The 26,443-nt window shown below is 70.5% G+C and carries 22 protein-coding genes; 20 read left to right on the top strand and 2 right to left on the bottom strand.

Annotated features, from left to right (window positions below):
* Window positions 1–223 precede the first annotated feature (223 nt).
* The 16 genes from rsmH to AB0C82_RS18590 all read left to right on the top strand — a co-directional run bounded on the left by rsmH (window position 224) and on the right by AB0C82_RS18590 (window position 18,316).
* Window positions 224–1,189, top strand: a complete 966-nt coding sequence (gene rsmH, locus AB0C82_RS18665) for a 16S rRNA (cytosine(1402)-N(4))-methyltransferase RsmH (protein ID WP_362842854.1) — start codon at window positions 224–226, stop codon at window positions 1,187–1,189.
* 49 nt (window positions 1,190–1,238) lie between these two features.
* Window positions 1,239–1,889 carry a septum formation initiator gene (locus AB0C82_RS18660; protein WP_362842851.1) on the top strand — a complete coding sequence of 217 codons (651 nt, stop codon included), beginning with the start codon at window positions 1,239–1,241 and terminating at the stop codon, window positions 1,887–1,889.
* A gap of 4 nt (window positions 1,890–1,893) precedes the next feature.
* Window positions 1,894–3,870 carry a penicillin-binding protein 2 gene (locus AB0C82_RS18655; RefSeq protein ID WP_362842849.1) on the top strand — a complete coding sequence of 659 codons (1,977 nt, stop codon included), beginning with the start codon at window positions 1,894–1,896 and terminating at the stop codon, window positions 3,868–3,870.
* 206 nt (window positions 3,871–4,076) lie between these two features.
* On the top strand, window positions 4,077–5,669 hold the full coding sequence (locus AB0C82_RS18650; RefSeq protein ID WP_362843173.1) for a UDP-N-acetylmuramoyl-L-alanyl-D-glutamate--2,6-diaminopimelate ligase: 1,593 nt from the start codon (window positions 4,077–4,079) through the stop codon (window positions 5,667–5,669).
* A gap of 4 nt (window positions 5,670–5,673) precedes the next feature.
* A complete protein-coding gene (murF, locus tag AB0C82_RS18645) occupies window positions 5,674–7,104 on the top strand; it encodes a UDP-N-acetylmuramoyl-tripeptide--D-alanyl-D-alanine ligase (protein WP_362842846.1) in 1,431 nt (476 codons plus the stop codon).
* Window positions 7,101–8,171: a phospho-N-acetylmuramoyl-pentapeptide-transferase gene (mraY, locus tag AB0C82_RS18640; RefSeq protein ID WP_328909681.1), complete on the top strand. Its 1,071-nt coding sequence runs from the start codon at window positions 7,101–7,103 to the stop codon at window positions 8,169–8,171. Before murF ends, mraY begins: the two co-directional genes overlap by 4 nt.
* Window positions 8,153–9,595, top strand: a complete 1,443-nt coding sequence (murD, locus tag AB0C82_RS18635; protein WP_362842843.1) for a UDP-N-acetylmuramoyl-L-alanine--D-glutamate ligase — start codon at window positions 8,153–8,155, stop codon at window positions 9,593–9,595. Before mraY ends, murD begins: the two co-directional genes overlap by 19 nt.
* Before the next feature lie 75 nt (window positions 9,596–9,670).
* A complete protein-coding gene (ftsW, locus tag AB0C82_RS18630) occupies window positions 9,671–11,122 on the top strand; it encodes a putative lipid II flippase FtsW (RefSeq protein WP_362842840.1) in 1,452 nt (483 codons plus the stop codon).
* Window positions 11,123–11,128: 6 nt separating this feature from the next.
* Window positions 11,129–12,223, top strand: coding sequence for an undecaprenyldiphospho-muramoylpentapeptide beta-N-acetylglucosaminyltransferase (gene murG / locus AB0C82_RS18625; protein ID WP_362842837.1), 1,095 nt, complete (start codon window positions 11,129–11,131; stop codon window positions 12,221–12,223).
* A 50-nt stretch (window positions 12,224–12,273) separates the two neighbouring features.
* Window positions 12,274–13,068, top strand: coding sequence for an FtsQ-type POTRA domain-containing protein (locus AB0C82_RS18620; protein WP_362842835.1), 795 nt, complete (start codon window positions 12,274–12,276; stop codon window positions 13,066–13,068).
* A 276-nt stretch (window positions 13,069–13,344) separates the two neighbouring features.
* Window positions 13,345–14,559: a cell division protein FtsZ gene (gene ftsZ, locus AB0C82_RS18615; protein WP_362842833.1), complete on the top strand. Its 1,215-nt coding sequence runs from the start codon at window positions 13,345–13,347 to the stop codon at window positions 14,557–14,559.
* 17 nt (window positions 14,560–14,576) lie between these two features.
* Complete coding sequence (gene pgeF, locus AB0C82_RS18610; protein ID WP_362842830.1) at window positions 14,577–15,308, top strand: peptidoglycan editing factor PgeF; 732 nt, start codon at window positions 14,577–14,579, stop codon at window positions 15,306–15,308.
* A gap of 6 nt (window positions 15,309–15,314) precedes the next feature.
* Window positions 15,315–16,034 (top strand): YggS family pyridoxal phosphate-dependent enzyme, encoded by a 720-nt coding sequence (locus tag AB0C82_RS18605; RefSeq protein ID WP_362842827.1) that lies wholly within the window; start codon window positions 15,315–15,317, stop codon window positions 16,032–16,034.
* 125 nt (window positions 16,035–16,159) lie between these two features.
* Window positions 16,160–16,783, top strand: coding sequence for a cell division protein SepF (sepF, locus tag AB0C82_RS18600; RefSeq protein WP_362842824.1), 624 nt, complete (start codon window positions 16,160–16,162; stop codon window positions 16,781–16,783).
* 71 nt (window positions 16,784–16,854) lie between these two features.
* On the top strand, window positions 16,855–17,139 hold the full coding sequence (locus AB0C82_RS18595) for a YggT family protein (protein ID WP_084996064.1): 285 nt from the start codon (window positions 16,855–16,857) through the stop codon (window positions 17,137–17,139).
* Between the two features lie 49 nt (window positions 17,140–17,188).
* Entirely contained in the window at window positions 17,189–18,316 is a 1,128-nt protein-coding gene (locus AB0C82_RS18590; RefSeq protein ID WP_362842821.1) for a DivIVA domain-containing protein, read from the top strand.
* Between the two features lie 271 nt (window positions 18,317–18,587).
* Here AB0C82_RS18590 and ileS read toward each other — a convergent pair whose 3' ends face one another.
* Window positions 18,588–21,734, bottom strand: a complete 3,147-nt coding sequence (ileS, locus tag AB0C82_RS18585) for an isoleucine--tRNA ligase (protein WP_362842818.1) — start codon at window positions 21,732–21,734, stop codon at window positions 18,588–18,590.
* Between the two features lie 539 nt (window positions 21,735–22,273).
* Between ileS and AB0C82_RS18580 the strand changes: the two genes are divergently transcribed.
* The 4 genes from AB0C82_RS18580 to AB0C82_RS18565 are packed head-to-tail and all read left to right on the top strand — an operon-like array spanning window position 22,274 to window position 25,179.
* The gene (locus AB0C82_RS18580) at window positions 22,274–23,038 is read left to right on the top strand and encodes a TraR/DksA C4-type zinc finger protein (protein ID WP_362842815.1); all 765 of its coding nucleotides are present in this window, start codon (window positions 22,274–22,276) and stop codon (window positions 23,036–23,038) included.
* 58 nt (window positions 23,039–23,096) lie between these two features.
* Complete coding sequence (gene lspA, locus AB0C82_RS18575; RefSeq protein WP_362842812.1) at window positions 23,097–23,741, top strand: signal peptidase II; 645 nt, start codon at window positions 23,097–23,099, stop codon at window positions 23,739–23,741.
* A gap of 23 nt (window positions 23,742–23,764) precedes the next feature.
* A complete protein-coding gene (locus AB0C82_RS18570) occupies window positions 23,765–24,706 on the top strand; it encodes an RluA family pseudouridine synthase (RefSeq protein WP_362842809.1) in 942 nt (313 codons plus the stop codon).
* Window positions 24,703–25,179 carry a GNAT family N-acetyltransferase gene (locus tag AB0C82_RS18565; protein ID WP_362842806.1) on the top strand — a complete coding sequence of 159 codons (477 nt, stop codon included), beginning with the start codon at window positions 24,703–24,705 and terminating at the stop codon, window positions 25,177–25,179. The genes AB0C82_RS18570 and AB0C82_RS18565 overlap by 4 nt, the downstream gene beginning before the upstream one ends.
* Before the next feature lie 114 nt (window positions 25,180–25,293).
* On the opposite strand, the gene AB0C82_RS18560 is transcribed toward AB0C82_RS18565, so the two are convergent.
* Complete coding sequence (locus tag AB0C82_RS18560; protein WP_362842803.1) at window positions 25,294–26,436, bottom strand: mechanosensitive ion channel domain-containing protein; 1,143 nt, start codon at window positions 26,434–26,436, stop codon at window positions 25,294–25,296.
* Window positions 26,437–26,443 lie beyond the last annotated feature (7 nt).

Genomic DNA, 26,443 nt, shown 5'->3' with positions numbered 1-26,443 from the left:
CGAATGGCAGGGTGGACTAAAGTGACGCGAAGTTACCGACACGCCTCGCACATTCTTCATATTCCGTACGCCCCCGCCATGCGCGGCGTGCGTGCGGCCCGGCCCTCTCCCGCTCCCGGTCGGTCGGCGCCCTCTTCCCCGGCGCCGGTGGACCTCCCCTTCGGAGCGGGCGGGGACCAGGCCGTACGCACGAGCCGTGCATGAACCGAGCCTGAGAGGGCGCATGAGCCAGACCCGACACGTCCCGGTGATGCTCCAGCGATGCCTGGACCTGTTGGCCCCGGCTCTGGAGGACTCGGGCCCGCGGCCACCGGTGGTCGTGGACTGCACCCTCGGCCTCGGCGGACACAGCGAGGCACTCCTCGCCGCCTTCCCGAAAGCCCGGCTGATCGGACTCGACCGGGACAAGGAGGCGCTCCGGCTCTCCGGCGAGCGCCTCGCCCCCTACGGCGAGCGCGCGACCCTGGTGCACGCCGTCTACGACGAACTGCCCGAGGTCCTGGACCGGCTGGGCATCCCGAAGGTCCAGGGCGTGCTCTTCGACCTCGGTGTCTCCTCCATGCAGCTCGACGAGGCCGGCCGGGGGTTCGCGTACGCCCAGGACGCCCCCCTGGACATGCGCATGGACCAGACGACCGGGATGAGCGCCGCCGAGGTGCTGAACACCTACCCGCCCGGTGAGCTCGTGCGGATCCTGCGGCAGTACGGCGAGGAGAAGCAGGCCAAGCGGATCGTCTCCGCCGTCGTGCGCGAGCGCGAGAAGGAGCCCTTCACCAACAGCGCCCGGCTCGTCGAGCTGATCCGGGACGCGCTGCCGCAGGCCGCCAAGCGGACCGGTGGCAACCCGGCCAAGCGCACCTTCCAGGCACTGCGCATCGAGGTCAACGGCGAACTCACCGTCCTGGAGAGGGCCATTCCGGCAGCTGTGGCGTCCCTCGCCGTCGGCGGCCGAATCGCCGTCCTCTCGTACCACTCGCTGGAGGACCGGCTGGTCAAGCAGGTCTTCGCCGCCGGTGCCGCCAACACGGCGCCCCCCGGCCTGCCCGTGGTCCCCGAGCGCTACCAGCCACGGCTGAAGCTGCTGACCCGCGGCGCCGAACTGCCCACGGAGGAGGAGGTCGCGGAGAACCGGCGTGCCGCCCCCGCCCGGCTGCGCGGCGCCCAGCGCATCCGCGAGGAGGAGCGATGAGCGTCAGCGCTCCGGCCGGACCGGCACCCGGGACGTCCGAGGCGATGCCGTGAGCAAACCGGCCGAACAGTTGAAGGGGCGGGCCGCCCGGCTCGCCCGGATGATGCCGTCCGGGCCGAGCAACGCGGCCCGTACCCCCTTCGTCCTGCTGGTCGTCCTGCTCCTCGGCGGCGGCCTGATCACGCTGCTCCTGCTGAACTCCGCACTCAACGAGGGTTCGTTCAGACTGAGCGAGCTGAAGCGGGAGACCACCGGGCTCACCGACGAACAGCAGGCCCTCCAGCGGGACGTCGACAGCTACTCCGAGCCGGACGCGCTGGAGCGGCGCGCCAGGGAACTGGGCATGGTCCCGGGCGGCAGTCCCGCCTTCCTGGGCCCGGACGGCACCGTGCGGGGCGTGCCCCGGGAGTCGACAGCCGATCCGGTGCCCACGGTCCCGCCGAAGCCGGTGGAGATCCAGCCCGCCGCCGCTCCGACCCCCTCCGCCGATGACCCGGCCGGCGCCACCTCGCCGGACCCGTCGCCCTCGCGGCCCGCCTCCGCGTCGCCCTCCCCGGGGAACTCACAGCTCGCGTCGCAGGCGGCGTCGCAGACCGCAGTGGGATCCGCCGCACCGGAGCCCGAGCCCGGAGCAGAGACCACACCGGCCGCGCGGCAGCGCGCCTCGGTGCCCCCGCCCACGACCAGCCCCGGCAGGTGACCCAGTGCCGTCCAAGGAACCGCCGCGCCGCCGCGTACCCGGCCCGGCACGCCCCCGCAACGCGGCAGGCGCCGCCGGACGTCCCCGGCCCGCTGCCCGCCGGCCGCGCCCCCCGGCCGGCCGGCCTCGCGGCGGCACCCCGCGTTCCCTGCGGCTGGGCAGCCCGCGCCCCCGGCTGCGTCTGGTCGGTCTCGGTCTGACCGTCGTCATGCTGGCGTTCGTCGTCCGGCTCCTCCAGGTCCAGGCCGTCGACGCCAGCACGTACGCGGCGAAGGCCCAGCAGAACCGCTACCTGGAGTACACGGTCGCCGCCGAGCGCGGGGAGATCACCGACCGCAACGGGATCGCGCTGGCCACCAGCGTCGACGCGCACAACATCACCGCCGACCCCAAGATGTTCACGCCCGAGGACAGCAAGGCCCCCGACGCACCCCAGCAGGCCGCGGCGCTCCTCGCTCCCATCCTCGGCAAGGACGCCGGGGAGCTGACGAAGAAGCTGCTCGCCAAGAGCCGCTACACGCTCCTGGCGAGCCGGCAGACCCCGCAGGTCTGGAAGCAGATCAAGGACCTGAAGGCGACCTTCGCGCAGAAGGCGCAGGAGGACAAGGCCAACGGTGGGCCGGGGGCCGACGTGCTGGCCGGTGTCCTCCAGGAGCCCACCACCAAGCGGGTCTACCCGAACGGCGATCTGGCCGCCGGGATACTGGGATTCGTCAACGCCGAGGGCAAGGGCGGCGGCGGCCTCGAATCGAAGCTGAACGAGGAACTCGCCGGGCAGGACGGGAAGATCAGGTACGCCCAGTCCGGCGGCCGGCGCGTGCCGACCGCCGGTGCCAGGGAGGTCCCCGCCGTCCCCGGGGCCGACATCGAGCTGACGATCGACCGTGACATCCAGTGGGCGGCCCAGCGGGCCATCGCCGACCAGGTCAAGAAGTCCAGGGCGGACCGCGGTTACGTGATCGTGCAGAACACGCGGACCGGCGAGGTGCTGGCCATGGCCAACGCTCCCGGATACGACCCGAACGACCTCTCGCAGGCCAACGCGGCCACCCTGGGCAACGCGGCGCTCCAGGACGTGTACGAGCCGGGCTCCACCAGCAAGGTCATGTCCATGGCCGCCGTGCTGGAGGAGAAGGCCGCCACGCCCGACACCCACGTCACGGTCCCCAACCGGCTGCACCGCGGCGACCGGCTGTTCAGGGACGACGTCGACCACCCCACCTGGTACCTCACCCTCAACGGCGTCCTCGCCAAGTCGAGCAACATCGGGACCATCCTGGCGACGGGTCAGCTGGGCAGGACCCAGGCCCAGGCCAACAAGGTCCTCCACTCGTATCTGCGCAAGTTCGGCATCGGCTCCGTCACCGGACTCGGATACCCCGGTGAGTCACCCGGCCTCCTCGCGAAGCCGCAGGACTGGTCGACCTCGCAGCAGTTCACGATCCCGTTCGGCCAGGGCCTCTCCCTGAACGCCATGCAGGCCGCCTCCGTCTACTCCACGATCGCCAACGGCGGGGTCAGGATCGCCCCGACCCTCGTACGCGGGACGAAGGACGCGGACGGCGGATACACCGCGGCGCCCGCCCCCGAACAGACCCGGGTGGTCAGCGAGAAGACCGCCAAGACCCTGTCGGTCATGCTCGAATCGGTCGTCGACGACCACGAGGGCACCGGCACCAAGGCGGCGATCCCGGGCTACCGGGTCGCGGGCAAGACCGGTACGGCCAACCGGGTCGACCCGGAGCGCGGCGGCTACCACGGCTACACCGCCTCCTTCGCGGGCTTCGCACCGTCCGACGACCCGCAGGTCACCGTCTACTGCGCGATCCAGAACCCCACCAAGGGCAGCTACTTCGGCGGCCAGACCTGCGGTCCGATCTACAAGAAGGTCATGGAGTTCGCTCTCAAGACACTCCAGACAGCACCGTCCGGCAGCAAGCCCGCCCGGCTGCCGGTGTCCTTCCAGCCCGGCGAGCAATAAGGAGGCGCTGCGGGTCCTGGCCGGGCTCATGATCCGCAGTAGCCCCGAGGGAACCGTCAGTGACAACGATCACCCCTGATCCCCGGAACCGGAACGAGAAGTACCGCGACCCCGGCCCCTCGCTTCGCGAGAGGCCGGGTGAGCCCGGTACGCTCACCGCCGTGCCCCACCCTGATCAGTTCCAGAACACCCAGAAGGACGCGCCTGTGAGCTACCCGGGAGCGCCTCGACCGGACCGGCTCCGGCCCACCTCCCTCGGCGAGCTGGCCGCGATGCTCGGTGTCGAACCACCCGGGTCCGGCGAGGTCACCGGCATCACCCATGACTCACGGGCCGTGCGCCCGGGTGATGTCTACGCGGCCCTGTCCGGCGCCCGGTTGCACGGAGCCGACTTCGCCGCCCAGGCAGCGGGGCTCGGCGCGGTCGCGGTCCTCACCGACCCGGCCGGCGCGGAGCGCGCCGCCGCCACCGGCCTCCCGGTCCTCGTCACCGAGGACCCCCGGGGCCGGATGGGCGAGATGGCCGCCGAGATCTACGGGCGGCCGGGCGCGGACCTGCTCCAGATCGGGATCACCGGAACGTCCGGGAAGACCACCACGGCGTACCTCGTCGAGGGCGGACTGCGCGGCGCCGGCCGCACCACCGGCCTGATCGGCACCGTCGAGACACGCATCGGTGGCGAGCGCATCAAGTCCGAGCGCACGACCCCCGAGGCCACCGACCTCCAGGCCCTGTTCGCCGTGATGCGCGAACGCGGCACCGAGGCGGTCGCCATGGAGGTCTCAAGCCACGCCCTGGTCCTCGGCCGGGTCGACGGCTGCGTCTTCGACGTCGCGGTCTTCAACAACCTCAGCCCGGAGCACATGGAGTTCCACTCCGGGATGGAGGACTACTTCCAGGCCAAGGCCCAGCTGTTCACGCCGGCCCGCAGCAGGCAGGGAGTCGTCAACTACGACGACGAGTACGGCCGGCGGCTGATCGCCGAGGCCACCGTCCCGGTCGTCTCCTTCTCCGCCGAGGGCCATCCGGACGCCGACTGGCGTGCCGAGGACGTCGAGGTCGGCCAGCAGGACAGCACCTTCCGGGTCGTCGGTCCCAAGGGCGAGCGGATCAGCGCCAAGGCGCCGCTGCCCGGCCCGTTCAACGTCGCCAACAGCCTCGCCGCGATCGTCACGCTCGCCGCCGCCGGCGTCGACCCGCAGACCGCCGCCGACGGTGTCGCGGCCGTCCCGGGCGTCCCGGGCCGGCTGGAGCGCGTGGACGCCGGACAGCCGTATCTCGCCGTCGTCGACTACGCCCACAAGACGGACGCGGTCGAGTCCGTCCTGCGCTCCCTGCGCAAGGTCACCGAGGGCAGGGTCCACATCGTGCTCGGCTGCGGCGGAGACCGGGACACCACCAAACGCGTCCCCATGGGCGCCGCCGCGGCCCGTCTCGCCGACACCGCCGTACTGACCTCGGACAACCCCCGCTCCGAAGACCCCCTGGCCATCCTCGCCGCGATGCTCTCGGGCGCCGCGGAGGTCCCCGTCCACGAGCGCGGCGACGTCCTCGTCGACGCCGACCGGGCCGCGGCGATCGCCGCGGCCGTCGCCCGCGCCGAACCGGGCGACACCGTCCTGGTCGCCGGCAAGGGACACGAGCAGGGCCAGGACATCCACGGAGTGGTACGCCCCTTCGACGACCGCAAGGTCCTGCGCGCCGCCATCGAGCGCTCCATGGGACGCGAGAGCACCGAGGACGCCCCCGAGGGCGCCGCGGACCGCGCCCACACCCACGAGAACAACAGTCAGGGATGACCAAGTGATCACCCTTTCCCTCACCGAGATCGCCGAAATCGTCGGCGGGCAGCCGCACGACATACCCGATCCGGCAGTCACCGTCGGCGGGCCCGTCGTCATCGACTCCCGAGAGGTGAAGCCCGGCAGCCTGTTCGTCGCCCTGCCGGGCGAGCAGGTCGACGGCCACGACTTCGCGCAGCGCGCCGTCGAGGCGGGCGCGACAGCAGTGCTGGCCGCCCGCCCCGTCGGTGTCCCGGCGATCGTCGTCGACGACGTCGAGGCGGCGCTCGGCGCACTCGCCCGCGCCGTCGTCCGGCGGCTCGGAGCCACCCTCGTCGCGCTCACGGGGTCGGCGGGCAAGACCTCCACCAAGGACCTGATCGCCCAGCTCCTGGAGCGCAAGGCACCCACCGTCTGGACACCCGGCTCCTTCAACAACGAGCTCGGCCTGCCGCTCACCGCGCTCCGCGCCACCGAGGAGACCAAGCACCTCGTCCTCGAGATGGGCGCCCGCGGAGTCGGCCACATCCGCTACCTGACGGGCCTCACGCCGCCGCGTATCGGTCTGGTCCTCAACGTCGGCACCGCGCACATCGGCGAGTTCGGCAGCCGCGAGACGATCGCCGTGGCCAAGGGCGAACTCGTGGAGGCACTTCCGGAGGCGGCGGAGGGCGGCGTCGCCGTCCTCAACGCCGACGACCCCCTCGTGCGGGCCATGGCCGCCCGCACAAAAGCCCGGGTCCTGCTCTTCGGAGAGGCCGCGGATGCGGACGTACGGGGTGAGAACGTCCGGCTCACGGACGACGGGCGCCCCGCTTTCGAGCTCCACACACCCACCGGGTGCAGCGACGTGACCTTGCGCCTGTACGGTGAGCACCACGTGTCGAACGCGCTCGCCGCGGCCGCCGTCGCCCATGAGTTGGGCATGTCCGTGACTGAGATCGCCGTGGCGCTCTCCGAGGCGGGCACCCTCTCCCGCTGGCGCATGGAGGTCACCGAGCGTCCGGACGGTGTGACGGTCGTCAATGACGCCTACAACGCGAACCCCGAATCCATGAGAGCCGCACTCCGTGCGCTGGCTGCCATGGGCAAAGCCTCACGGGCCGGAGGGGGACGCACGTGGGCGGTGCTCGGTCAGATGGCCGAGCTCGGTGACGCGTCGCTCGCCGAGCACGACGCTGTCGGACGGCTCGCCGTCCGGCTCAACGTCAGCAAGCTCGTCGCTGTCGGAGGAAGAGAAGCCTCCTGGCTGCAACTGGGCGCATATAACGAGGGTTCGTGGGGTGAGGAGTCGGTGCACGTGTCCGACGCACAGGCGGCCGTCGACCTGTTGCGCAGTGAACTGCGCCCGGGAGACGTCGTGCTGGTGAAGGCGTCCCGGTCGGTCGGCCTGGAGAAGGTCGCTCTGGCGCTGCTGGAGAACTCGGCCGAGGGCGAGGTCGCCGTCCGATGAGGCAGATCCTCTTCGCGGGGGCCATCGGGCTCTTCCTGACCCTGGTCGGTACTCCGCTGCTGATCAAGCTCCTGGCCCGCAAGGGCTACGGTCAGTTCATCCGGGACGATGGCCCGCGCAGCCACGGCAGCAAGCAGGGCACGCCCACCATGGGCGGGATCGCCTTCATCCTGGCGACGATCATCGCGTACGTCCTGGCCAAGGTGATCACCGGCGAGGAGATGCGCTTCTCCGGTGTGCTGGTCCTCTTCCTGATGGCGGGAATGGGCCTGGTCGGCTTCCTCGACGACTACATCAAGATCGTCAAGCAGCGCTCGCTCGGCCTCCGCGCCAAGGCGAAGATGGCCGGCCAGCTGATCGTCGGCATCGCCTTCGCGGTGCTCTCGCTCCAGTTCGCCGACGCCCGCGGCAACACCCCGGCCTCCACCCGGCTCTCGTTCGTCGAGGACTTCGGCTGGTCCATCGGCCCGGTGCTCTTCTGCGTCTGGGCGCTGTTCATGATTCTCGCCATGTCCAACGGCGTGAACCTGACGGACGGTCTGGACGGCCTGGCCACCGGCGCGTCGGTGATGGTCTTCGGCGCGTACACCTTCATCGGGCTGTGGCAGTTCCAGGAGTCCTGCGCCAACGCGGACACCCTGACCAACCCCAGTGCCTGCTTCGAGGTACGCGATCCGCTCGACCTCGCGGTCGTCGCGTCCGCCCTCATGGGCGCCTGCTTCGGCTTCCTGTGGTGGAACACCTCGCCCGCCAAGATCTTCATGGGCGACACCGGTTCGCTCGCTCTCGGCGGCGCCCTCGCGGGTCTCGCGATCTGCTCCCGCACGGAGTTCCTGCTCGCCCTCCTCGGCGGCCTCTTCGTGATGATCACGATGTCCGTGGTCATCCAGGTCGGCTCGTTCAAGATGACCGGCAAGCGCGTGTTCCGCATGGCGCCACTCCAGCACCACTTCGAACTCAAGGGGTGGTCCGAAGTCCTTGTGGTGGTCCGCTTCTGGATCATCCAGGGCATGTGCGTGATCGTCGGACTCGGCCTCTTCTACGCGGGATGGGCAGCCAAGAAGTGAGCAACGTGGACTGGCAGGGCAAGCACGTCACGGTCGCCGGGCTCGGCGTCAGCGGAATCCCCGCGGCGCGTGTCCTGCACGGACTGGGGGCGCTGGTCACCGTCGTCAACGACGGCGACGACGAGCGCTCGCGTACCCAGGCCGCCGAGCTGGAGGCGCTGGGCATCACCGTGCGCCTCGGCGACGGGGCGACCCTGCCCGAGTCCACCGAGCTGATCGTCACGGCTCCGGGCTGGAAGCCCGACAAGCCGCTCTTCCTCGCAGCCGCCGAGGCCGGCGTCCCCGTATGGGGCGACGTCGAACTGGCCTGGCGGCTGCGGGGACTGGACGGCAGGAAGCCGGCACCCTGGCTCGCGGTCACCGGCACCAACGGCAAGACCACGACCGTCCGGATGCTCGCCTCGATCCTCGAAGCGGCCGGGCTGCGTACGGCCGCGGTCGGCAACATCGGCGTCTCCCTCCTGGACGCCGTCCTGGACGATGAGCCCTACGACGTCCTGGCCGTCGAGCTCTCCAGCTACCAGCTGCACTGGGCGCCCTCGGTACGAGCCCACTCCGCGGCCGTCCTCAACCTTGCCCCGGACCACCTCGACTGGCACGGCTCCATGGAGGCGTACGCAGCCGACAAGGGCCACGTCTACGAGGGCAACAGCGTCGCCTGCGTCTACAACGTCGCCGACCCGGCGACCGAGGACCTGGTGCGCGAGGCCGACGTCGAGGAGGGCTGCCGGGCCATCGGCTTCACCCTCGCCACCCCCGGTCCCTCGCAGCTCGGCGTGGTCGACGGCATCCTCGTCGACCGGGCCTTCGTGGCCAACCGGCAGAAGCAGGCGCAGGAACTGGCCGAGGTCGCGGACATCGACCCGCCGGCCCCGCACAACATCGCCAACGCCCTCGCGGCGGCGGCCCTCGCCCGCGCCTACGGCGTGGAGCCGGCAGCGGTACGCGACGGACTGAGGGCCTTCCGCCCCGATCCGCACCGCATCGAGCACGTCGCGGACATCGCCTCGGTGACGTACATCGACGACTCCAAGGCCACGAACACCCACGCCGCCGAGGCGTCCCTCGCGTCCTACGACCCGATCGTCTGGATCGCGGGCGGCCTCGCCAAGGGCGCCACCTTCGACGAGCTGGTCAGCGGGGCCGCCGCGCGGCTGCGCGGCGTCGTACTGATGGGCGCCGACCGGGAACTGATCCGCGAAGCCCTGGCGCGACACGCGCCGGAGGTACCGGTCGTCGACCTGGCCCGGACCGACACTGGGGCGATGTCCGAGGCGGTCAGGGAAGCGGCAGGGCTCGCCCGGCCGGGCGACACCGTACTGCTGGCTCCGGCCTGTGCCTCGATGGACATGTTCGTCAACTACAACAAGCGGGGCGAGGCGTTCGCGGACGCGGTCCGCGCGCTCGCGGCCGAGAACGTCTGACGGACCGGGCGGGGCAGCTGCCCCGCCCGGTCCGGTCCGTCAGCCCCGGGCACGAGCAGTGGAGGGGACAGCGACATGCCGGCCGAAGAGAGCTCCGCGCGAAGCCGGGGCCGCTCACGCGCGACCGTACCGGCGCGCCGGGCGCTCACCCCGGGGCTCCTGGCCCTCTCCGCCCCCGCAGGACCCCCGCTCCCCGTGGGCCTCGCCCTGCGCGGCCGGCTGGCAGCGGGCTCCCGCCGGCCGGCGGCATCCAAGGGCGTCCGCGCCCCGGGCGGCCCCCGTCCGCCCCGCGCGGGCGGGGTGCGTCGGCTCTACGAGCAGGCACGCCGGGCCTGGGACCGCCCTCTGACCGCCTACTACCTGATCCTCGGCTCCAGCCTCCTCATCACCGTGCTCGGTCTCGTGATGGTCTACTCCGCCTCGATGATCAAGGCGCTGGACATCGACAAGCCCTCCACCTACTTCTTCCGCAAGCAGTTCCTCGCCGCCGCCATCGGGGCCGGGCTGATGCTGATCGCCTCGAAGATGCCCGTGAAGCTCCACCGGGCACTCGCCTACCCCCTGCTCATGATCACTGTCTTCCTCATGGTGCTGGTGCAGGTGCCGGGCATAGGGATGGCGGTGGGCGGCAACCAGAACTGGCTCTACCTGGGCGGACCCTTCCAGCTCCAGCCCAGTGAGTTCGGCAAGCTCGCCCTGATCCTGTGGGGCGCCGACCTGCTGGCCCGCAAACAGGACAGGCGGCTGCTGGCCCAGTGGAAGCACATGCTCGTGCCGCTCGTCCCGGTCGCGTTCATGCTCCTCGGGCTCATCATGCTCGGCGGTGACATGGGAACTGCGATGATTCTCACCGCGATCCTTTTCGGCCTGCTCTGGCTGGCCGGCGCACCCACCAGACTGTTCGTCGGGGTGCTCGCCGTCGCCGGCGCCCTCGTTCTGCTGCTCATCAAGACGAGCCCGAACCGCATGGCCCGCCTGGACTGCATGGGCGCCAGTGAGCCCGGCCCCGGGGGCTCCTGCTGGCAGGCCGTACACGGAATCTATGCTCTGGCGTCCGGCGGATGGTTCGGTTCCGGTCTGGGTGCGAGTGTGGAAAAATGGGGTCAACTGCCTGAACCGCACACCGACTTCATCTTCGCCATCACCGGGGAGGAACTGGGGCTGGCGGGGACGCTGTCGGTACTCGCCCTCTTCGCGGCTCTAGGCTATGCGGGTATCCGCGTGGCCGGACGCACGGAGGACCCCTTCGTGAGGTACGCCGCGGGAGGTGTGACCACCTGGATCACGGCGCAGGCCGTGATCAACATCGGTGCGGTGCTCGGCCTGTTGCCGATCGCCGGTGTCCCGCTCCCGCTGTTCTCATACGGGGGGTCGGCCCTGCTGCCGACGATGTTCGCTGTCGGGCTCATGATCGCCTTCGCGCGAGAGGACCCCGCGGCGAAAGCGGCCCTGGCCATGCGGAGGCCCGGGGTGAGATGGAAGACGATGAGACGGCGCGTCAAGAAGCGTCCGTCCGGAGAGCGGTGAATTTCGGTGCATGTCGTACTCGCCGGTGGGGGGACCGCCGGCCACATCGAGCCCGCGCTTGCCCTCGCAGATGCCCTGCGCAGGCAGGACCCGACCGTGGGCATCACTGCCCTCGGCACTGAACGCGGACTCGAGACCAGGCTCGTACCCGAGCGGGGGTACGAACTGGCGCTGATCCCGGCTGTGCCGCTGCCCCGTAAGCCCACTCCCGAGCTCATCACTGTCCCGGGACGGCTGCGCGGCACGATCAAGGCCGCCGAGCAGATCCTGGAGCGCACCAAGGCGGACTGTGTCGTCGGCTTCGGCGGCTACGTGGCGCTGCCCGGCTACCTCGCCGCCAAGCGTGCCGGGGTCCCGATCATCGTCCACGAGGCCAATGCCCGCCCCGGCCTCGCCAACAAGATCGGTTCCCGGTACGCGCACGGGGTCGCCGTCTCCACCCCGGACAGCAAGCTCCGCGGTGCCCGCTACATCGGCATCCCGTTGCGGCGCACCATCGCCACGCTCGACCGGGCCCGGGTCCGCCCCGAGGCGCGTGCCGCCTTCGGCCTCGACCCCAACCTGCCGACGCTCCTGGTCTCCGGCGGTTCGCAGGGTGCCCGCCACCTCAACGAGGTGGTCCAGCGGGTCGCGCCCCTGCTCCAGCGCTCCGGAATCCAGATCCTCCACGTGGTCGGTCCGAAGAACGAATTGCCGCGCATCGACAACATGCCCGGAATGCCGCCCTACATCCCGGTACCGTACGTGGACCGGATGGATCTCGCGTACGCCGCGGCCGACATGATGCTCTGCCGCGCGGGCGCGATGACCGTCGCCGAACTCTCCGCCGTCGGGCTCCCCGCCGCCTACGTCCCGTTGCCGATCGGCAACGGCGAACAGCGGCTCAACGCCCAGCCGGTGGTCAACGCCGGCGGCGGCCTCCTGGTGGACGACGCGGCGCTCACCCCGGAGTGGGTGCAGGGCAACGTCCTCCCGGTGCTGTCGGATCCGCACCGGCTGTACGAGATGTCCCGTTCCGCGGCGGAGTTCGGACGGCGGGACGCCGACGACCTGCTCGTCGGCATGGTGTACGAGGCGATTGCCGCACGCCGCCAGGCGTGAGGCGGTGCAGGACCCGGGGCGTGCGCCCCGGGTCCGGCTAAGGAGCGAGCGTGGCCGGACCGACGACCGCCCAGCGCGGTGCAGGGCAGCGGGCGGACGCCTCCGCCCGCCCACCGCTCACCGGCCCCGGGGGGCGCCGGATGGGCCGCCGCGCGCTGCTGATCCTGATCGCGGTGGGCGTCGCCCTGCTCACCGCGGGCGGAATCTGGGTGCTCTACGGCTCTTCCTGGCTGCGAGCGGAGCAGGTGCGGATCACCGGTGTCGAGGTACTGACCGAGGCCGAGGTCGACGCCGCCGCCGCGGTGCCGGTCGGGGCGCCGATGATTTCCGTTGACACCGACGCGATCGCGGACAGGTTGCGCCAGAAGTTGCCTCGGATCGATTCCGTGGATGTCGTACGGTCATGGCCGCACGACATCGGACTTAAAGTGACCGAACGGAAGCCGGTTCTGCTGGTGAAAAAGGGCGCAAAGTTCATCGAAGTGGACGCCGACGGTGTTCGCTTCGCAACGGTGGACAAAGCGCCCGCGGGCGTACCTCTGCTGGAGCTGACACCCGGTCAGTCCGCGAGTCTGCGCCGCTTCGGCAGCGACCGGCTGCTGCGGGAGGCGGTCCGGGTCGCGGGTGAACTCCCGCGAAGTATCGCCAGGGACACCCGGGTCGTAGGGATCACCTCCTTCGACTCGATCTCTCTGGAGCTCACCCGGGACCGGACGGTGCACTGGGGGAGCAGCGAGGAGGGGCCGATGAAGGCAAGAGTCCTCACCGCTCTCATGAAAGCCGCTCCCAAAGCGGGGCACTTCGACGTGAGTGCGCCCATGGCCCCGGCCGTATCGGATAGTTGACGCACGTTTGGCCTGGCCAGCACCCTGGTTGGTCAGCGCTACGGGTGATCACATAGGGTGAAAAGAAAAACGGGAGGTTCGGCGTGTTCGTTGAACGTGCGCCACTTGTCGACTTAGTGTCCTGTTCGGAAGAGTCCAAGAAGCGGACACACTGGTAACCCTAAACTTGAACGTTAGGGTTCGGGTCGGCGTTCGGACCGTCCCAATCGGCATCCGTCGTCGCGGCGGAATCACCGCAACGCGACGACACGTAACTCGAGGCGAGAGGCCTTCGACGTGGCAGCACCGCAGAACTACCTCGCAGTCATCAAGGTCATCGGTGTCGGCGGCGGTGGTGTCAATGCCATCAACCGAATGATCGAGGTCGGTCTCAAGGGCGTCGAGTTCATCGCGATCAACACTGATGCGCAAGCCCTGTTGATGAGCGACGCCGACGTCAAACTGGACGTCGGCCGTGAACTCACCCGTGGCCTCGGCGCCGGGGCCAACCCGGCCGTCGGTCGCAAGGCGGCAGAAGACCACCGTGAGGAGATCGAGGAGGTCCTCAAGGGGGCCGACATGGTCTTCGTCACCGCTGGAGAAGGCGGCGGCACCGGCACCGGCGGCGCGCCCGTCGTCGCCAACATCGCGCGCTCGCTCGGCGCCCTGACGATCGGCGTGGTCACCCGCCCGTTCACGTTCGAGGGCCGGCGACGCGCGAACCAGGCGGAGGACGGCATCGCCGAGCTCCGCGAAGAAGTCGACACCCTCATCGTCATCCCCAACGACCGACTGCTGTCCATCTCGGACCGCCAGGTGAGCGTGCTCGACGCGTTCAAGTCGGCCGACCAGGTGCTGCTCTCGGGCGTCCAGGGCATCACCGACCTCATCACCACCCCCGGCCTGATCAACCTCGACTTCGCCGACGTCAAGTCGGTCATGTCCGAGGCCGGATCGGCGCTCATGGGTATCGGATCGGCCCGCGGCGACGACCGCGCGGTGGCCGCGGCGGAGATGGCGATCTCCTCGCCGCTCCTCGAGGCGTCCATCGACGGCGCCCGCGGCGTGCTGCTCTCCATCTCGGGCGGCAGCGACCTCGGTCTCTTCGAGATCAACGAGGCGGCGCAGCTGGTGAGCGAGGCGGCCCACCCGGAGGCGAACATCATCTTCGGCGCCGTCATCGACGACGCGCTGGGTGACGAGGTCAGGGTCACCGTGATCGCCGCCGGGTTCGACGGCGGACAGCCGCCGGCCCGTCGGGAGAACGTCCTGAGCGCGGGTTCCACCAAGCGCGAGGAGCCGGCTCCGCCGGTGCGGGCCGCCGAGCCCGCCCGTCAGTCGGGCGGACTGGGCTCCGTGCCCTCGCGCGAGGAGACCCCGGTCCAGGCCGAGCCCGCACCCGCCGCGAACGAGAACCCGCTTCCGCCGGTCTCGCCGCCGCACGTCCCGACGGCCCGTCCCTACCAGGACACCCAGGCCGAAGAGCTGGATGTTCCGGACTTCTTGAAGTGATAGGTCCGCTCGACGCGGTGCCCGCAGCGCGCTCTGCGGGAAGCGGCGCCCACTTCGCCTTCACCGACAGGTGGGGCGGGGTGAGCGCCGCTCCGTACGAGGAGCTCAACCTCGGCGGCGCGGTCGGGGACGACCCGGCAGCCGTGCGCGCCAACCGTGAGTACGCGGCCCGTTCGCTCGGTCTCGATCCGGCGCTGGTCGTCTGGATGAACCAGGTGCACGGGCGCGACGTCGCGGTGGTCGACGGGCCCTGGGGCGAGGCCCCGGAGATCCCCGCCGTGGACGCGGTGGTGACCGCCAGGCGCGGACTCGCCCTCGCCGTCCTCACGGCCGACTGCACGCCGGTTCTGCTCGCGGACCCGGTCGCGGGAGTCGTGGCCGCGGCGCACGCCGGCCGCCCGGGTCTGGTCGCCGGAGTCGTACCGGCCGCCGTCGAGGCCATGATCGCTCTCGGGGCCGAACCTTCCCGGATCAGCGCACAGACCGGGCCGGCCGTCTGCGGACGGTGTTACGAGGTCCCGGCGCCGATGCGGGCCGAGGTCGCCGAAGCGGTCCCGGCCTCCTGGTCCGAGACGAGCTGGGGAACGCCGGCGGTGGACGTCACCGCCGGGGTCCACGCCCAGCTCGACGCTCTCGGGGTGGGTGACCGGCAGCGCTCCCCGTTCTGCACACTGGAATCGGGCGACCACTTCTCGTACCGCCGCGACCGCACCACCGGGCGGCTCGCCGGATATGTCTGGTTGGACTGATAGGGCATGACGGACCGTAGAGCTCAACTCGCCGCAAATCTGGCACAGGTGGAGGAACGCATTGCTTCCGCCTGCGCCGCTGCCGGCCGCAAGCGGGAGGAAGTGACCCTCATCGTGGTCACCAAGACCTATCCCGCGAGCGATGTGCGGATCCTGCACGGACTCGGTGTGCGGCACGTCGCCGAGAACCGTGACCAGGACGCGGCCCCCAAAGCCGCGGCGTGTGCGGATCTGTCGCTCACCTGGCACTTTGTCGGGCAGTTGCAGACGAACAAGGTTCGTTCCGTGGTGAGTTATGCCGATGTGGTGCAGTCGGTGGACCGGACCAAGCTGGTGTCGTCCCTCTCGGCGGCGGCCGTGCGCGGTGAGCGCGAACTCGGATGTCTCATCCAGGTGGCGCTCGACGCCGGCAGCGGTGAGCGAGGTGACCGCGGCGGTGTCTCGCCGGACGGCGTCGAGGAGTTGGCCGCGGCGGTGGCGGCGGCTCCGGCGCTCAGGCTCGACGGGCTGATGACCGTGGCGCCGCTGGCCGGTCCGTACGCGGGCAGGCAACGGGCGGCGTTCGATCGGCTGATGGAAATCTCATCCAGCCTGCGCGGGGACCATCCGGCTGCGAACATGGTCTCCGCAGGGATGAGTTCGGATCTCGAGGACGCGGTATCGGCCGGAGCGACACATGTACGCGTCGGTACGGCGGTGCTCGGAGTCCGACCCGGCCTCGGGTAACGTCGCGAAGCAAGTCGGACCACAGTAGAAAATATGGTCATTTCCGCTCAAAGCGGTCAGGCCACAGTGGATCGCTGGCACTTGGTGACGAATGCCGATCCACCACAGAGCGGAGGACTCAGAGCATGGCCGGCGCGATGCGCAAGATGGCGGTCTACCTCGGCCTCGTGGAGGACGATGGGTACGACGGTCCGGGGTTCGACCCCGACGACGAATTCGAACCCGAGCCGGAGCCCGAGAGGGACCGGCGGCGGCATCAGCCCGTGCATCAGGTGGAGCGGGAACGTGACCGCGAACGGGACGAACCGGTACGAGTCGTACAGCCGCCCGCACAGCGGGAGCCGGTTCAGCTCCCCGCGGAAAGCGGACGACCCGCCCGAATCGCACCCGTGGCATCCATCACACCTGAACGCCCGAACATGGAGAAGAATGCACCCGTGATCATGCCCAAGGTCGTGTCCGAGCGGGAGCCGTACCGGATCACCACGCTGCACCCCAGGACCTACAACGAGGCCCGTACCATCGGGGAACACTTCCGTGAGGGCACTCCGGTGATCATGAACCTCACGGAGATGGACGATACGGACGCGAAGCGACTTGTCGACTTTGCCGCGGGACTTGTCTTCGGTCTCCATGGCAGCATTGAACGCGTGACGCAGAAGGTGTTCCTGTTGTCGCCTGCTAACGTCGATGTCACGGCGGAGGACAAGGCCCGGATCGCAGAGGGCGGATTCTTCAACCAGAGCTGAGAACACGACACCGGGAACGACCCGGCCGAGAGGCCGGAGCTACGAGAGCCAGGGGAGAGGGAAGCGCGAGTATGGGCGTCGCACTGGATGTGGTCTATATCGCGCTGATGTGTTTCCTCATCGTGCTGATCTTCCGGCTGGTCATGGACTACGTCTTCCAGTTCGCACGTTCATGGCAGCCGGGCAAGGCGATGGTGGTCGTACTCGAGGCCACCTACACAGTCACCGATCCACCGCTCAAGCTTCTGCGGCGGTTCATCCCGCCGCTGCGTCTCGGGGGCGTGGCACTCGACCTGTCCTTCTTCGTTCTGATGATCATCGTCTACATCCTGATCAGCATCGTGATCAGGCTGTGAGCGATACGGTCTTGCCGACTGCCGACGACTACGTAGAGGTGAAGAAGAGATGCCGCTGACCCCCGAGGACGTGCGGAACAAGCAGTTCACGACCGTCCGCCTCCGAGAAGGCTATGACGAGGACGAGGTCGATGCCTTCCTCGACGAGGTCGAATCCGAGCTGACGCGCCTGCTCCGCGAGAACGAGGACCTGCGCGCCAAGCTGGCCGCCGCCACGCGTGCTGCCGCGCAGAACCAGCAGCAGCAGCAGATGCGCAAGCCGGAGCCGCAGGATCGTCCCGGCGCGCCCGTTCCCGCCGCCATATCCGGTCCGCCGGTGCAGCAGCAGCCCCCGCAGATGGGCCCGCCCCAGCTGCCCGGTGGCGCTCCGCAGCTGCCCGCCGGTCCCAGCGGCCACGGCCCCCAGGGTGGCCATGGCGGTCCGCAGGGCCCGCACGGCCCCGGCCCGATGCAGGGTGGCCCGATGGGCGGCCCCATGGGTCACAACCCGCAGCAGCAGCAGATGCAGCAGATGCAGATGCAGCAGCAGCAGCCGCAGATGCAGCAGCAGGGACCCGGTGGCGACAGTGCCGCCCGTGTCCTCTCGCTCGCGCAGCAGACGGCCGACCAGGCGATCGCGGAGGCCCGTTCCGAGGCCAACAAGATCGTCGGCGAGGCGCGCAGCCGCGCCGAGGGTCTGGAGCGCGACGCGCGAGCCAAGGCGGACGCCCTGGAGCGGGACGCGCAGGAGAAGCACCGCGTGGCGATGGGCTCGCTGGAGTCGGCCCGCGCGACGCTTGAGCGCAAGGTCGAGGACCTGCGTGGCTTCGAGCGCGAGTACCGCACCCGGCTGAAGTCCTACCTGGAGAGCCAGCTGCGTCAGCTGGAGACCCAGGCCGACGACTCGCTGGCCCCGCCGCGGACTCCGGCGGCCGCTTCCCTGCCGCCGTCGCCCTCGCTGGCTCCGGCCGGTGCGGGTGCGATGGGTCACGGCATGGGCGGCAACCACGGTGGTCACGGCAACCAGCAGATGGGCGGCAACCCGTCCATGGGCGGTGGCCCCTCGTACGGTGGCCAGCAGCAGATGTCGCCCGCGATGACGCAGCCGATGGCACCGGTGCGGCCGCAGGCGCCGCAGCCGATGCAGCAGGCACCCTCGCCGATGCGCGGGTTCCTGATCGACGAGGACGACAACTGAGCGGTACGCGCTCGCTGAGCGCGTAGCCGTCGGCAGGCTGAAGGGCCGGGCCCCGGGATTTTCCCGGGGCCCGGCCCTTTGCCGTGGGCCCTCCCGCCCGCTCCCGCCCGGCCCTTCCCGGTCCCGGGGGCTCCGCCCCCCCGGACTCCGCGCCCCGAACGCCGGTGAGGCCGGACACACCACCTGGGCCATTCCTGGAAGGGACGGGCAGGGGACAGACCGAAGGCCCGGCCGGATCGCTCCGGCCGGGCCTTCGGTCTGTCTGTGCTCGTTACAGCTGCTTGCGCAGGCGGAACGTGAGGGAGAGGCCCTCGTCCTCGAACGGGGTGCCGTACGTGTCGTCCGCCTCACCCTCCGCGTAGTCCACCGCCAGCACCTCGTCCGCGATCAGCGGCGTGTGCTCGGTCAGGGCCTCGACCGTGGCAGGGGACGCGGACGTCCAGCGGACGGCGATCCGGTCGGCCACGTCCAGGCCGCTGTTCTTGCGGGCCTCCTGGATCAGGCGGATCGCGTCACGGGCCAGACCCGCGCGACGGAGCTCGGGAGTGATCTCCAGGTCCAGGGCGACCGTCGCGCCCGAGTCGGAGGCCACGGACCAGCCCTCACGCGGGGTCTCCGTGATGATGACCTCGTCGGGGGAGAGCGTGACCGTCTCGCCGTCGACCTCGACCGACGCGGTGCCCTCGCGCAGGGCCAGGGAGAGCGCGGCGGCGTCCGTGTCCGCGACGGCCTTCGCCACCGCCTGGACGCCCTTGCCGAACCGCTTGCCCAGCGCGCGGAAGTTGGCCTTCGCCGTCGTGTCGACCAGCGAGCCGCCGACCTCCGAGAGCGAGGCCAGCGAGGAGACGTTCAGTTCCTCGGTGATCTGGGCGCGCAGTTCCGGGGAGAGGGCCTCGAAGCCCGAGGCCGCGACCAGGGCCCTGGACAGCGGCTGCCGGGTCTTGACCCCCGACTCCGCGCGCGTCGCGCGGCCGAGCTCCACCAGGCGGCGCACCAAGGACATCTGCGTGGAGAGGGCCGGGTCGATCGACGACAGGTCGGCCTTCGGCCACGAGGACAGGTGCACCGACTCAGGGGCGTCCGGGGTGACCGGGACGACCAGGTCCTGCCAGACCCGCTCGGTGATGAACGGGGTGAGCGGTGCCATCAGCCGGGTCACCGTCTCGATGACCTCGTGCAGGGTGCGCAGTGCGGCCTTGTCGCCCTGCCAGAAGCGGCGGCGCGAGCGGCGTACGTACCAGTTGGACAGGTCGTCGACGAACGCGGAGAGCAGCTTGCCGGCGCGCTGGGTGTCGTAGCTCTCCAGGGCCTGCGTCATCTGGTCGACGAGGGCGTGGAGTTCACTGAGCAGCCAGCGGTCCAGGACCGTGCGCTCCGCCGGTGCCGGGTCGGCCTCGGACGGCGCCCAGTCGGACGTGCGGGCGTACAGGGCCTGGAAGGCGACCGTGTTCCAGTAGGTGAGGAGCGTCTTGCGGACGACCTCCTGGATCGTGCCGTGGCCGACCCGTCGCGCCGCCCACGGCGAACCGCCCGCCGCCATGAACCACCGCACCGCGTCGGCGCCGTGCTGGTCCATCAGCGGGATCGGCTGGAGGATGTTCCCCAGGTGCTTGGACATCTTGCGGCCGTCCTCGGCGAGGATGTGGCCCAGGCAGACCACGTTCTCGTACGACGACTTGTCGAAGACGAGCGTGCCGACCGCCATCAGCGTGTAGAACCAGCCGCGGGTCTGGTCGATGGCCTCCGAGATGAACTGCGCCGGGTAGCGGCTCTCGAAGATCTCCTTGTTCTGGTACGGGTAGCCCCACTGCGCGAACGGCATCGACCCGGAGTCGTACCAGGCGTCGATGACCTCCGGGACGCGGAACGCCTCCAGGTGGCAGTCCTCGTGCGTGCAGGTGAACGTGATCTCGTCGATGAACGGGCGGTGCGGGTCCAGGGCGGACTGGTCCGTGCCCGTCAGCTCGGTGAGCTCGGCGCGCGAGCCGACGCAGGTGAGGTGGTTCTCCTCGCAGCGCCAGATGGGCAGCGGGGTGCCCCAGTAGCGGTTGCGGGACAGGGCCCAGTCGACGTTGTTGTTCAGCCAGTCGCCGAAACGGCCGGTCTTGACGGACTCCGGGAACCAGTTGGTCTTCTCGTTCTCCTGGAGCAGGCGGTCCTTGACGGCCGTCGTGCGGATGTACCAGGACGGCTGCGCGTAGTAGAGCAGCGCGGTGTGGCAGCGCCAGCAGTGCGGATAGCTGTGCTCGTACGGGACGTGGCGGAAGAGCTTGCCGCGGGCGTCCAGGTCGGCCGTGAGCGCCTCGTCGGCCTTCTTGAAGAAGACACCGCCGACGAGCGGCAGGTCCTCCTCGAAGGTGCCGTCGGGGCGGACCGGGTTCACGACCGGGAGCCCGTAGGCGCGGCAGACGACGAGGTCGTCGGCGCCGAACGCGGGGGACTGGTGGACCAGACCCGTACCGTCCTCGGTCGTGACGTACTCCGCGTTGACGACGTAGTGCGCCGGGGCGGGGAAGTCGACGAGGGCGAAGGGGCGCTCGTACGTCCAGCGCTCCATCTCGCGGCCCGTGAACGACTGTCCGGTGAGCTCCCAGCCCTCGCCCAGCGCCTTCTCGACCAGCGGCTGCGCGACGACGAGCTTCTCCTCGCCGTTCGTCGCGACGACGTAGCTGACGTCGGGGTGGGCGGCGACGGCGGTGTTGGAGACCAGCGTCCAGGGAGTGGTCGTCCAGACCAGCAGCGCGGCCTCGCCGGCCAGCGGGCCGCTCGTCAGCGGGAAGCGGACGAAGACGGAGGGGTCGACGACCGTCTCGTAGCCCTGGGCCAGCTCGTGGTCGGAGAGGCCGGTGCCGCAGCGGGGGCACCAGGGGGCCACGCGGTGGTCCTGGACCAGGAGGTCCTTGTTGAAGATCTCCTTGAGGGACCACCACACGGAGTCGACGTACTGCGGGTCCATCGTGCGGTACGCGTCGTCGAGGTCGACCCAGTAACCCATGCGGGTCGTGAGCTCGGCGAAGGCGTCGGTGTGGCGGGTCACGGACTCGCGGCACCTGGCGTTGAACTCGGCGATGCCGTACGCCTCGATGTCCTTCTTGCCGTTGAAGCCCAGTTCCTTCTCGACCGCGAGCTCGACCGGCAGACCGTGGCAGTCCCAGCCGGCCTTGCGGCCGACGTGGTAGCCCTGCATGGTGCGGAAGCGCGGGAAGACGTCCTTGAAGACGCGGGCCTCGATGTGGTGCGCCCCCGGCATACCGTTGGCGGTCGGCGGGCCCTCGTAGAAGACCCACTCCGGGCGGCCCTCGGACTGTTCGAGGCTCTTGGCGAAGACCTTGCTGTCGCGCCAGAAGTCGAGCACTGCGTGCTCCAGCGCGGGCAGGTCGACCTGGGCGGGTACCTGGTGGTACTGCGGCGATGTCATGGGCGGGCTTCCTCCGGCGGACGTTTTCCACTTCCGTCGGAGGGACGAGAACCGTGCGGTCCCCGCGGTACCACCCTCCTTGGCCCCGGACGTGCTCGCCCTTGGCCCCCTCATTGGGGTCGCGATGCCGGGTCTACGCGCCTTGCGGCGTTCTTCCGACGGCTCCGGGGTGATCTTCACGACGCGCTCGCCCCCGGGCTTCCACCGTCCCCGGGTCGCTCCTGGCTGCGTACGACGCTACTCGTCCCATCCACGCCTCTCGCTGCGGCCAGTGTACGGGCCCGTACGGCCGACGGCTGACCGGTTCAACCGCGGGGCGGGGCGTGACCCGAATGGCCAGATGGGCCGGACGGAGTCCCGGCGGGTCCGCGGGAGCGGATTACCGGGCGGGGAGCTGGGAACAACGGATGCAGGCGCGTCGCACCCGGGCACGGGGAGGGGCGAACGGGCGGCGTGCCCCGTTGCCGCGGGGCTGGGGTCGATTTATCGTCCCAGCACGATTCGCGAGCAAGATCACAATGTGTGAAGGGGCCGCGGCCATGGTGGCGAAGAAGACCGCCGTACCAAGAACGGCGTCCGCGGGATCCACGGTGGCGGCAGCCGCGGAGGCGACCGGGGAGACGAGCTCGGGGACGGTGCCGGAGACGGGCGGGAAGGCACCGGCCGCGAAGAAGACGGCGAGGAAAGCGGTGAAGAAGGCCGCGAAGGCAGTGAGGAAGGCGGCGGTGAAGAAGACCGCTGCCGGGAAGCCACCCGCCAAGAAGGCGGCGGCCACGGAGGCGGCCGAGGCCGCCGAGCAGACGGGAGCCCACACGGTGGTAGCCAAGAAGAGTGCGAGCCGGACCACGGCGGCTGCCGGGACGAGCGCGACGGCGGTGCCCCAGGCCCGCGTCGCCGCCACGGCGCCGGGAGAGCTGGCCGTACGGCCGGGTGAGGACCCCTGGACGCCGGAGGAGGTCACCGAGGCGCGGACGGGTCTGACCGGCGAGGTCCTGCGGCTGCGCAGCGAGCTGGAGGCGTCCGGAGCGGCGCTCGCGGGACTGATGCGGGACTCCGGTGACGGGGCGGGCGACGACGACGCGGACACGGGCACCAAGAACATCACCCGTGAGCACGAGCTCTCCCTCGCCGCCAACGCGCAGGAGATGCTGGAGCAGAGCGAACGCGCCCTCGCCCGGCTCGACGCCGGGACGTACGGACTGTGCGAGGTCTGCGGGAAGCCGATCGGCAAAGCGCGGATGCAGGCGTTCCCGCGGGCCACGCTGTGCGTGGAGGACAAACAGAAGCAGGAGCGGCGCGGGTGATCGGATGAGGCGTGTCGTACCCTCGTCCTCAGTCAGGCACCTAGGTTGAGGGACTCACGTGGCAGAGGCGGAGCGCATCATCGATACGCCGGATATCCCTGATGCTGAGGGGGCTGAAGGGGCCGAGGCCCAGCAGCCCGCCGAGGGCACGGCGGCCCCGGCGGCCGACGCTTCGGACGGCGAGGGCACGGCCGCCGACGGCGTGGGCGGCGGTAAGGGCAGGCGGAGGATCCTCGTGCTGTTCGGGGTGGCCGTCTTCGCGTACCTGCTGGACCTGATCAGCAAGATGATCGTGGTCGCGAAGCTGGAGCACCAGGAGCCCATCGAGATCTTCGGCGACTGGCTGAAGTTCGACGCCATCCGGAACGCGGGTGCCGCGTTCGGTTTCGGCGAGGCGTTCACGATCATCTTCACGTTCATCGCCGCGGCGGTGATCGTGGTGATCGCCCGGCTGGCCCGCAAGCTCTACAGCCTGCCGTGGGCCATCGCCCTCGGGCTGCTGCTCGGTGGTGCGCTCGGGAACCTCACCGACCGGATCTTCCGCGCGCCGGGAGTCTTCGAAGGGGCGGTCGTCGACTTCATCGCCCCCGCGCACTTCGCCGTCTTCAACCTCGCCGACTCCGCGATCGTCTGCGGCGGCATCCTGATCGTGATCCTTTCCTTCAAGGGCCTGGACCCCGACGGCACCGTGCACAAGGACTAGCGGGCGCAAGGCATACTCGACAGGTGAGTACGCATCCCGAGGTCCGCACCCTGCCCGTACCCGATGGCCTGGAAGGCGAGCGTGTCGACGCCGCCATTTCCCGGATGTTCGGTTTCTCCCGCACGAAGGCCGCAGAGCTGGCAGCCGCCGGGAAGGTCCAGGTGGACGGCTCGGTGGCCGGGAAGTCGGAGCGGGTGCACGGCGGTGCCTGGCTGGAAGTCGAGATGCCGCAGGCAGCCGCTCCGGTGCAGATCGTCGCCGAGCCCGTCGAGGGCATGGAGATCGTCCACGACGACGACGACATCGTCGTCATCATGAAGCCGGTCGGCGTGGCCGCCCATCCCAGCCCCGGCTGGACGGGCACCACGGTCATCGGCGGTCTCGCCGCGGCCGGGTACCGGATCTCGACGTCCGGCGCCGCCGAGCGCCAGGGCATCGTGCACCGGCTGGACGTCGGCACGTCCGGGCTGATGGTCGTAGCCAAGTCGGAGCGGGCCTACACCCTGCTCAAGGCGCAGTTCCGCGACCGGATCGTCGACAAGAAGTACCACGCGCTCGTCCAGGGCCACCCGGACCCGATGAGCGGCACGATCGACGCCCCCATCGGGCGCCACCCCAACCACGACTACAAGTGGGCGGTCACGGCCGAGGGCAAGCCCTCCGTCACGCACTACGACCTCATCGAGGCGTACCGCGCGGCCAGCCTCCTCGACATCAAGCTGGAGACGGGCCGCACCCACCAGATCCGGGTGCACATGGCCGCGCACCGCCACCCCTGTGTCGGCGACCTCACCTACGGCGCCGACCCCACGATGGCCAAGCGCCTCGGCCTGACCCGGCAGTGGCTGCACGCCGTGCGCCTCGGCTTCGAGCACCCCTCCGACGGCAGCTGGGTCGAGTTCGCCAGCACCTACCCGGACGACCTGCAGCAGGCCCTCGACAAGATCGCGGCAGAGAGCGAATGACCGGCGCGCCCGCCCCGTACAGCACCCGCAGGGCGTTCGAGGAGACCGATCTCGCCGCCTGTTTCCAGGTCCGCAAGGACGTGTTCGTGGGTGAGCAGCAGGTGCCCGAGGACCTGGAGTACGACTCCCTCGACGCCACCGCGCTCCATGTCCTGGCGGTCGCCGCCGACGGTTCCGCGCTCGGTACGGGACGGCTGCTGCACGGCGCCGCGGCGGCCGGCAGGACGGGTGGTGACCTCACCGTCGGCTCGCTCGGCCGGCTCGCGGTGACCAGGGCCGCCCGCGGCCTCGGCGTCGGCGCGGCCCTGGTGCGCGCCATCGAGGACGAGGCGCGCGGGCTCGGCCTGGCCGCCGTCGACCTGCACGCCCAGACGCACGCGCTCGGCTTCTACGAGCGGCTCGGGTACGTGGCGTACGGCCCCGAATTCCCCGACGCGGGGATGCCTCACCGCTCGATGCGCCGCGTTCTCTGACCGTTCGGGCTTGGACGCCTGCCCGCGCCTCCAGGCAGGTCCTGATGACTCCCGCCGGGTCCACGCCCTGGTCCCGCGGACGTGCGGAGTCCGCACCTCACCGGCCGCCCGGCGTCAGCCCCGGCCGGTACGCGGGGCGTTCACGCCGTTGCCCACTGCCTGAGCCTTGCCGGAGTCCCAGCCGTCCAGCGGGGCCGGCGTGGGCCACTGCTCGCCCGGAGGGAGAATCGCGGGCGACGTCGCGATGCGCGGCAGCGCGTACGGATGGTGGTCGCGCAGCCAGCCGACGAGCTGTTCCCGCACGGCACAGCGCACCGTCCATATGTCGTCCGCGTTCTTCGCGGTGACCACCGCGCGTACCTCGATCGTCGAGGGAGTGGTGTCCGTGACCGCGAGCGACCAGTCGCGGCCGTCCCAGGCCGCGCACTCGCCGAGCACCTCCCGCAGCTGCTCACGCATGGCGGCGACGGGCGCCGAGTGGTCGAGGTGGAAGAAGACGGTGCCCGTCATCTGCGCCCCGCCGCGCGACCAGTTCTCGAACGGCTGGCTGGTGAAGTACGACACAGGCATCGTGATCCGTCGTTCGTCCCAGGTCCGCACGGAGAGGAAGGTCAGGGTGATCTCGTCGATGGTGCCCCACTCGCCGTCGACCACCACGGTGTCGCCGATGCGGACCATGTCCCCGAAGGCGATCTGCAGCCCGGCGAAGAGGTTGCCCAGCGTCGACTGGGCGGCCACGCCCGCCACGATGCCGAGGACACCGGCCGAGGCGAGCATCGACGTGCCCACCGTCTGCATCGCGGGGAACGTCAGGAGCATCGCCGCGACCGCGACCGTCGCCACGACGGCGATGACGACCCGTTGGATCAGCGTGACCTGCGTACGGACCCGGCGCACCCTGGCCGGATCACGGGTGGCCGTCGCGTAACGGGAGTACGACGCCTCGACGACCGTCGCCGCGACCCTGACCACCAGCCAGGCCGAGGCTCCGATCAGGACGAGGGTGAGGGTCTGGCCGATCACGGTCCGGTGCCGGTGCACCAGGTCGAGCCGGGTCTGGGTGTAGCTGGCCCCCAGCAGCGCGGTGCAGAGCACCAGTTGAAGCGGCAGCCGGCAGCGACGCAGGAGACCCCACAGCGGGGTCTCCCCGTGCCTGCTGTCGGCGCGCCGAAGCGCCAGGTCGACCAGCCAGCCGGCCAGCAGGGTGATCACCAGCACACCGACGACCACGCTCAGCGGGCGCAGTACGTTCTCCATCCCCTCG

Origin of the sequence: Streptomyces sp. NPDC048560 (genome assembly GCF_040650955.1) — a bacterium.
Classification (GTDB): Bacteria; Actinomycetota; Actinomycetes; order Streptomycetales; family Streptomycetaceae; genus Streptomyces.
This window is presented reverse-complemented; position numbering and strand designations above follow the sequence as displayed.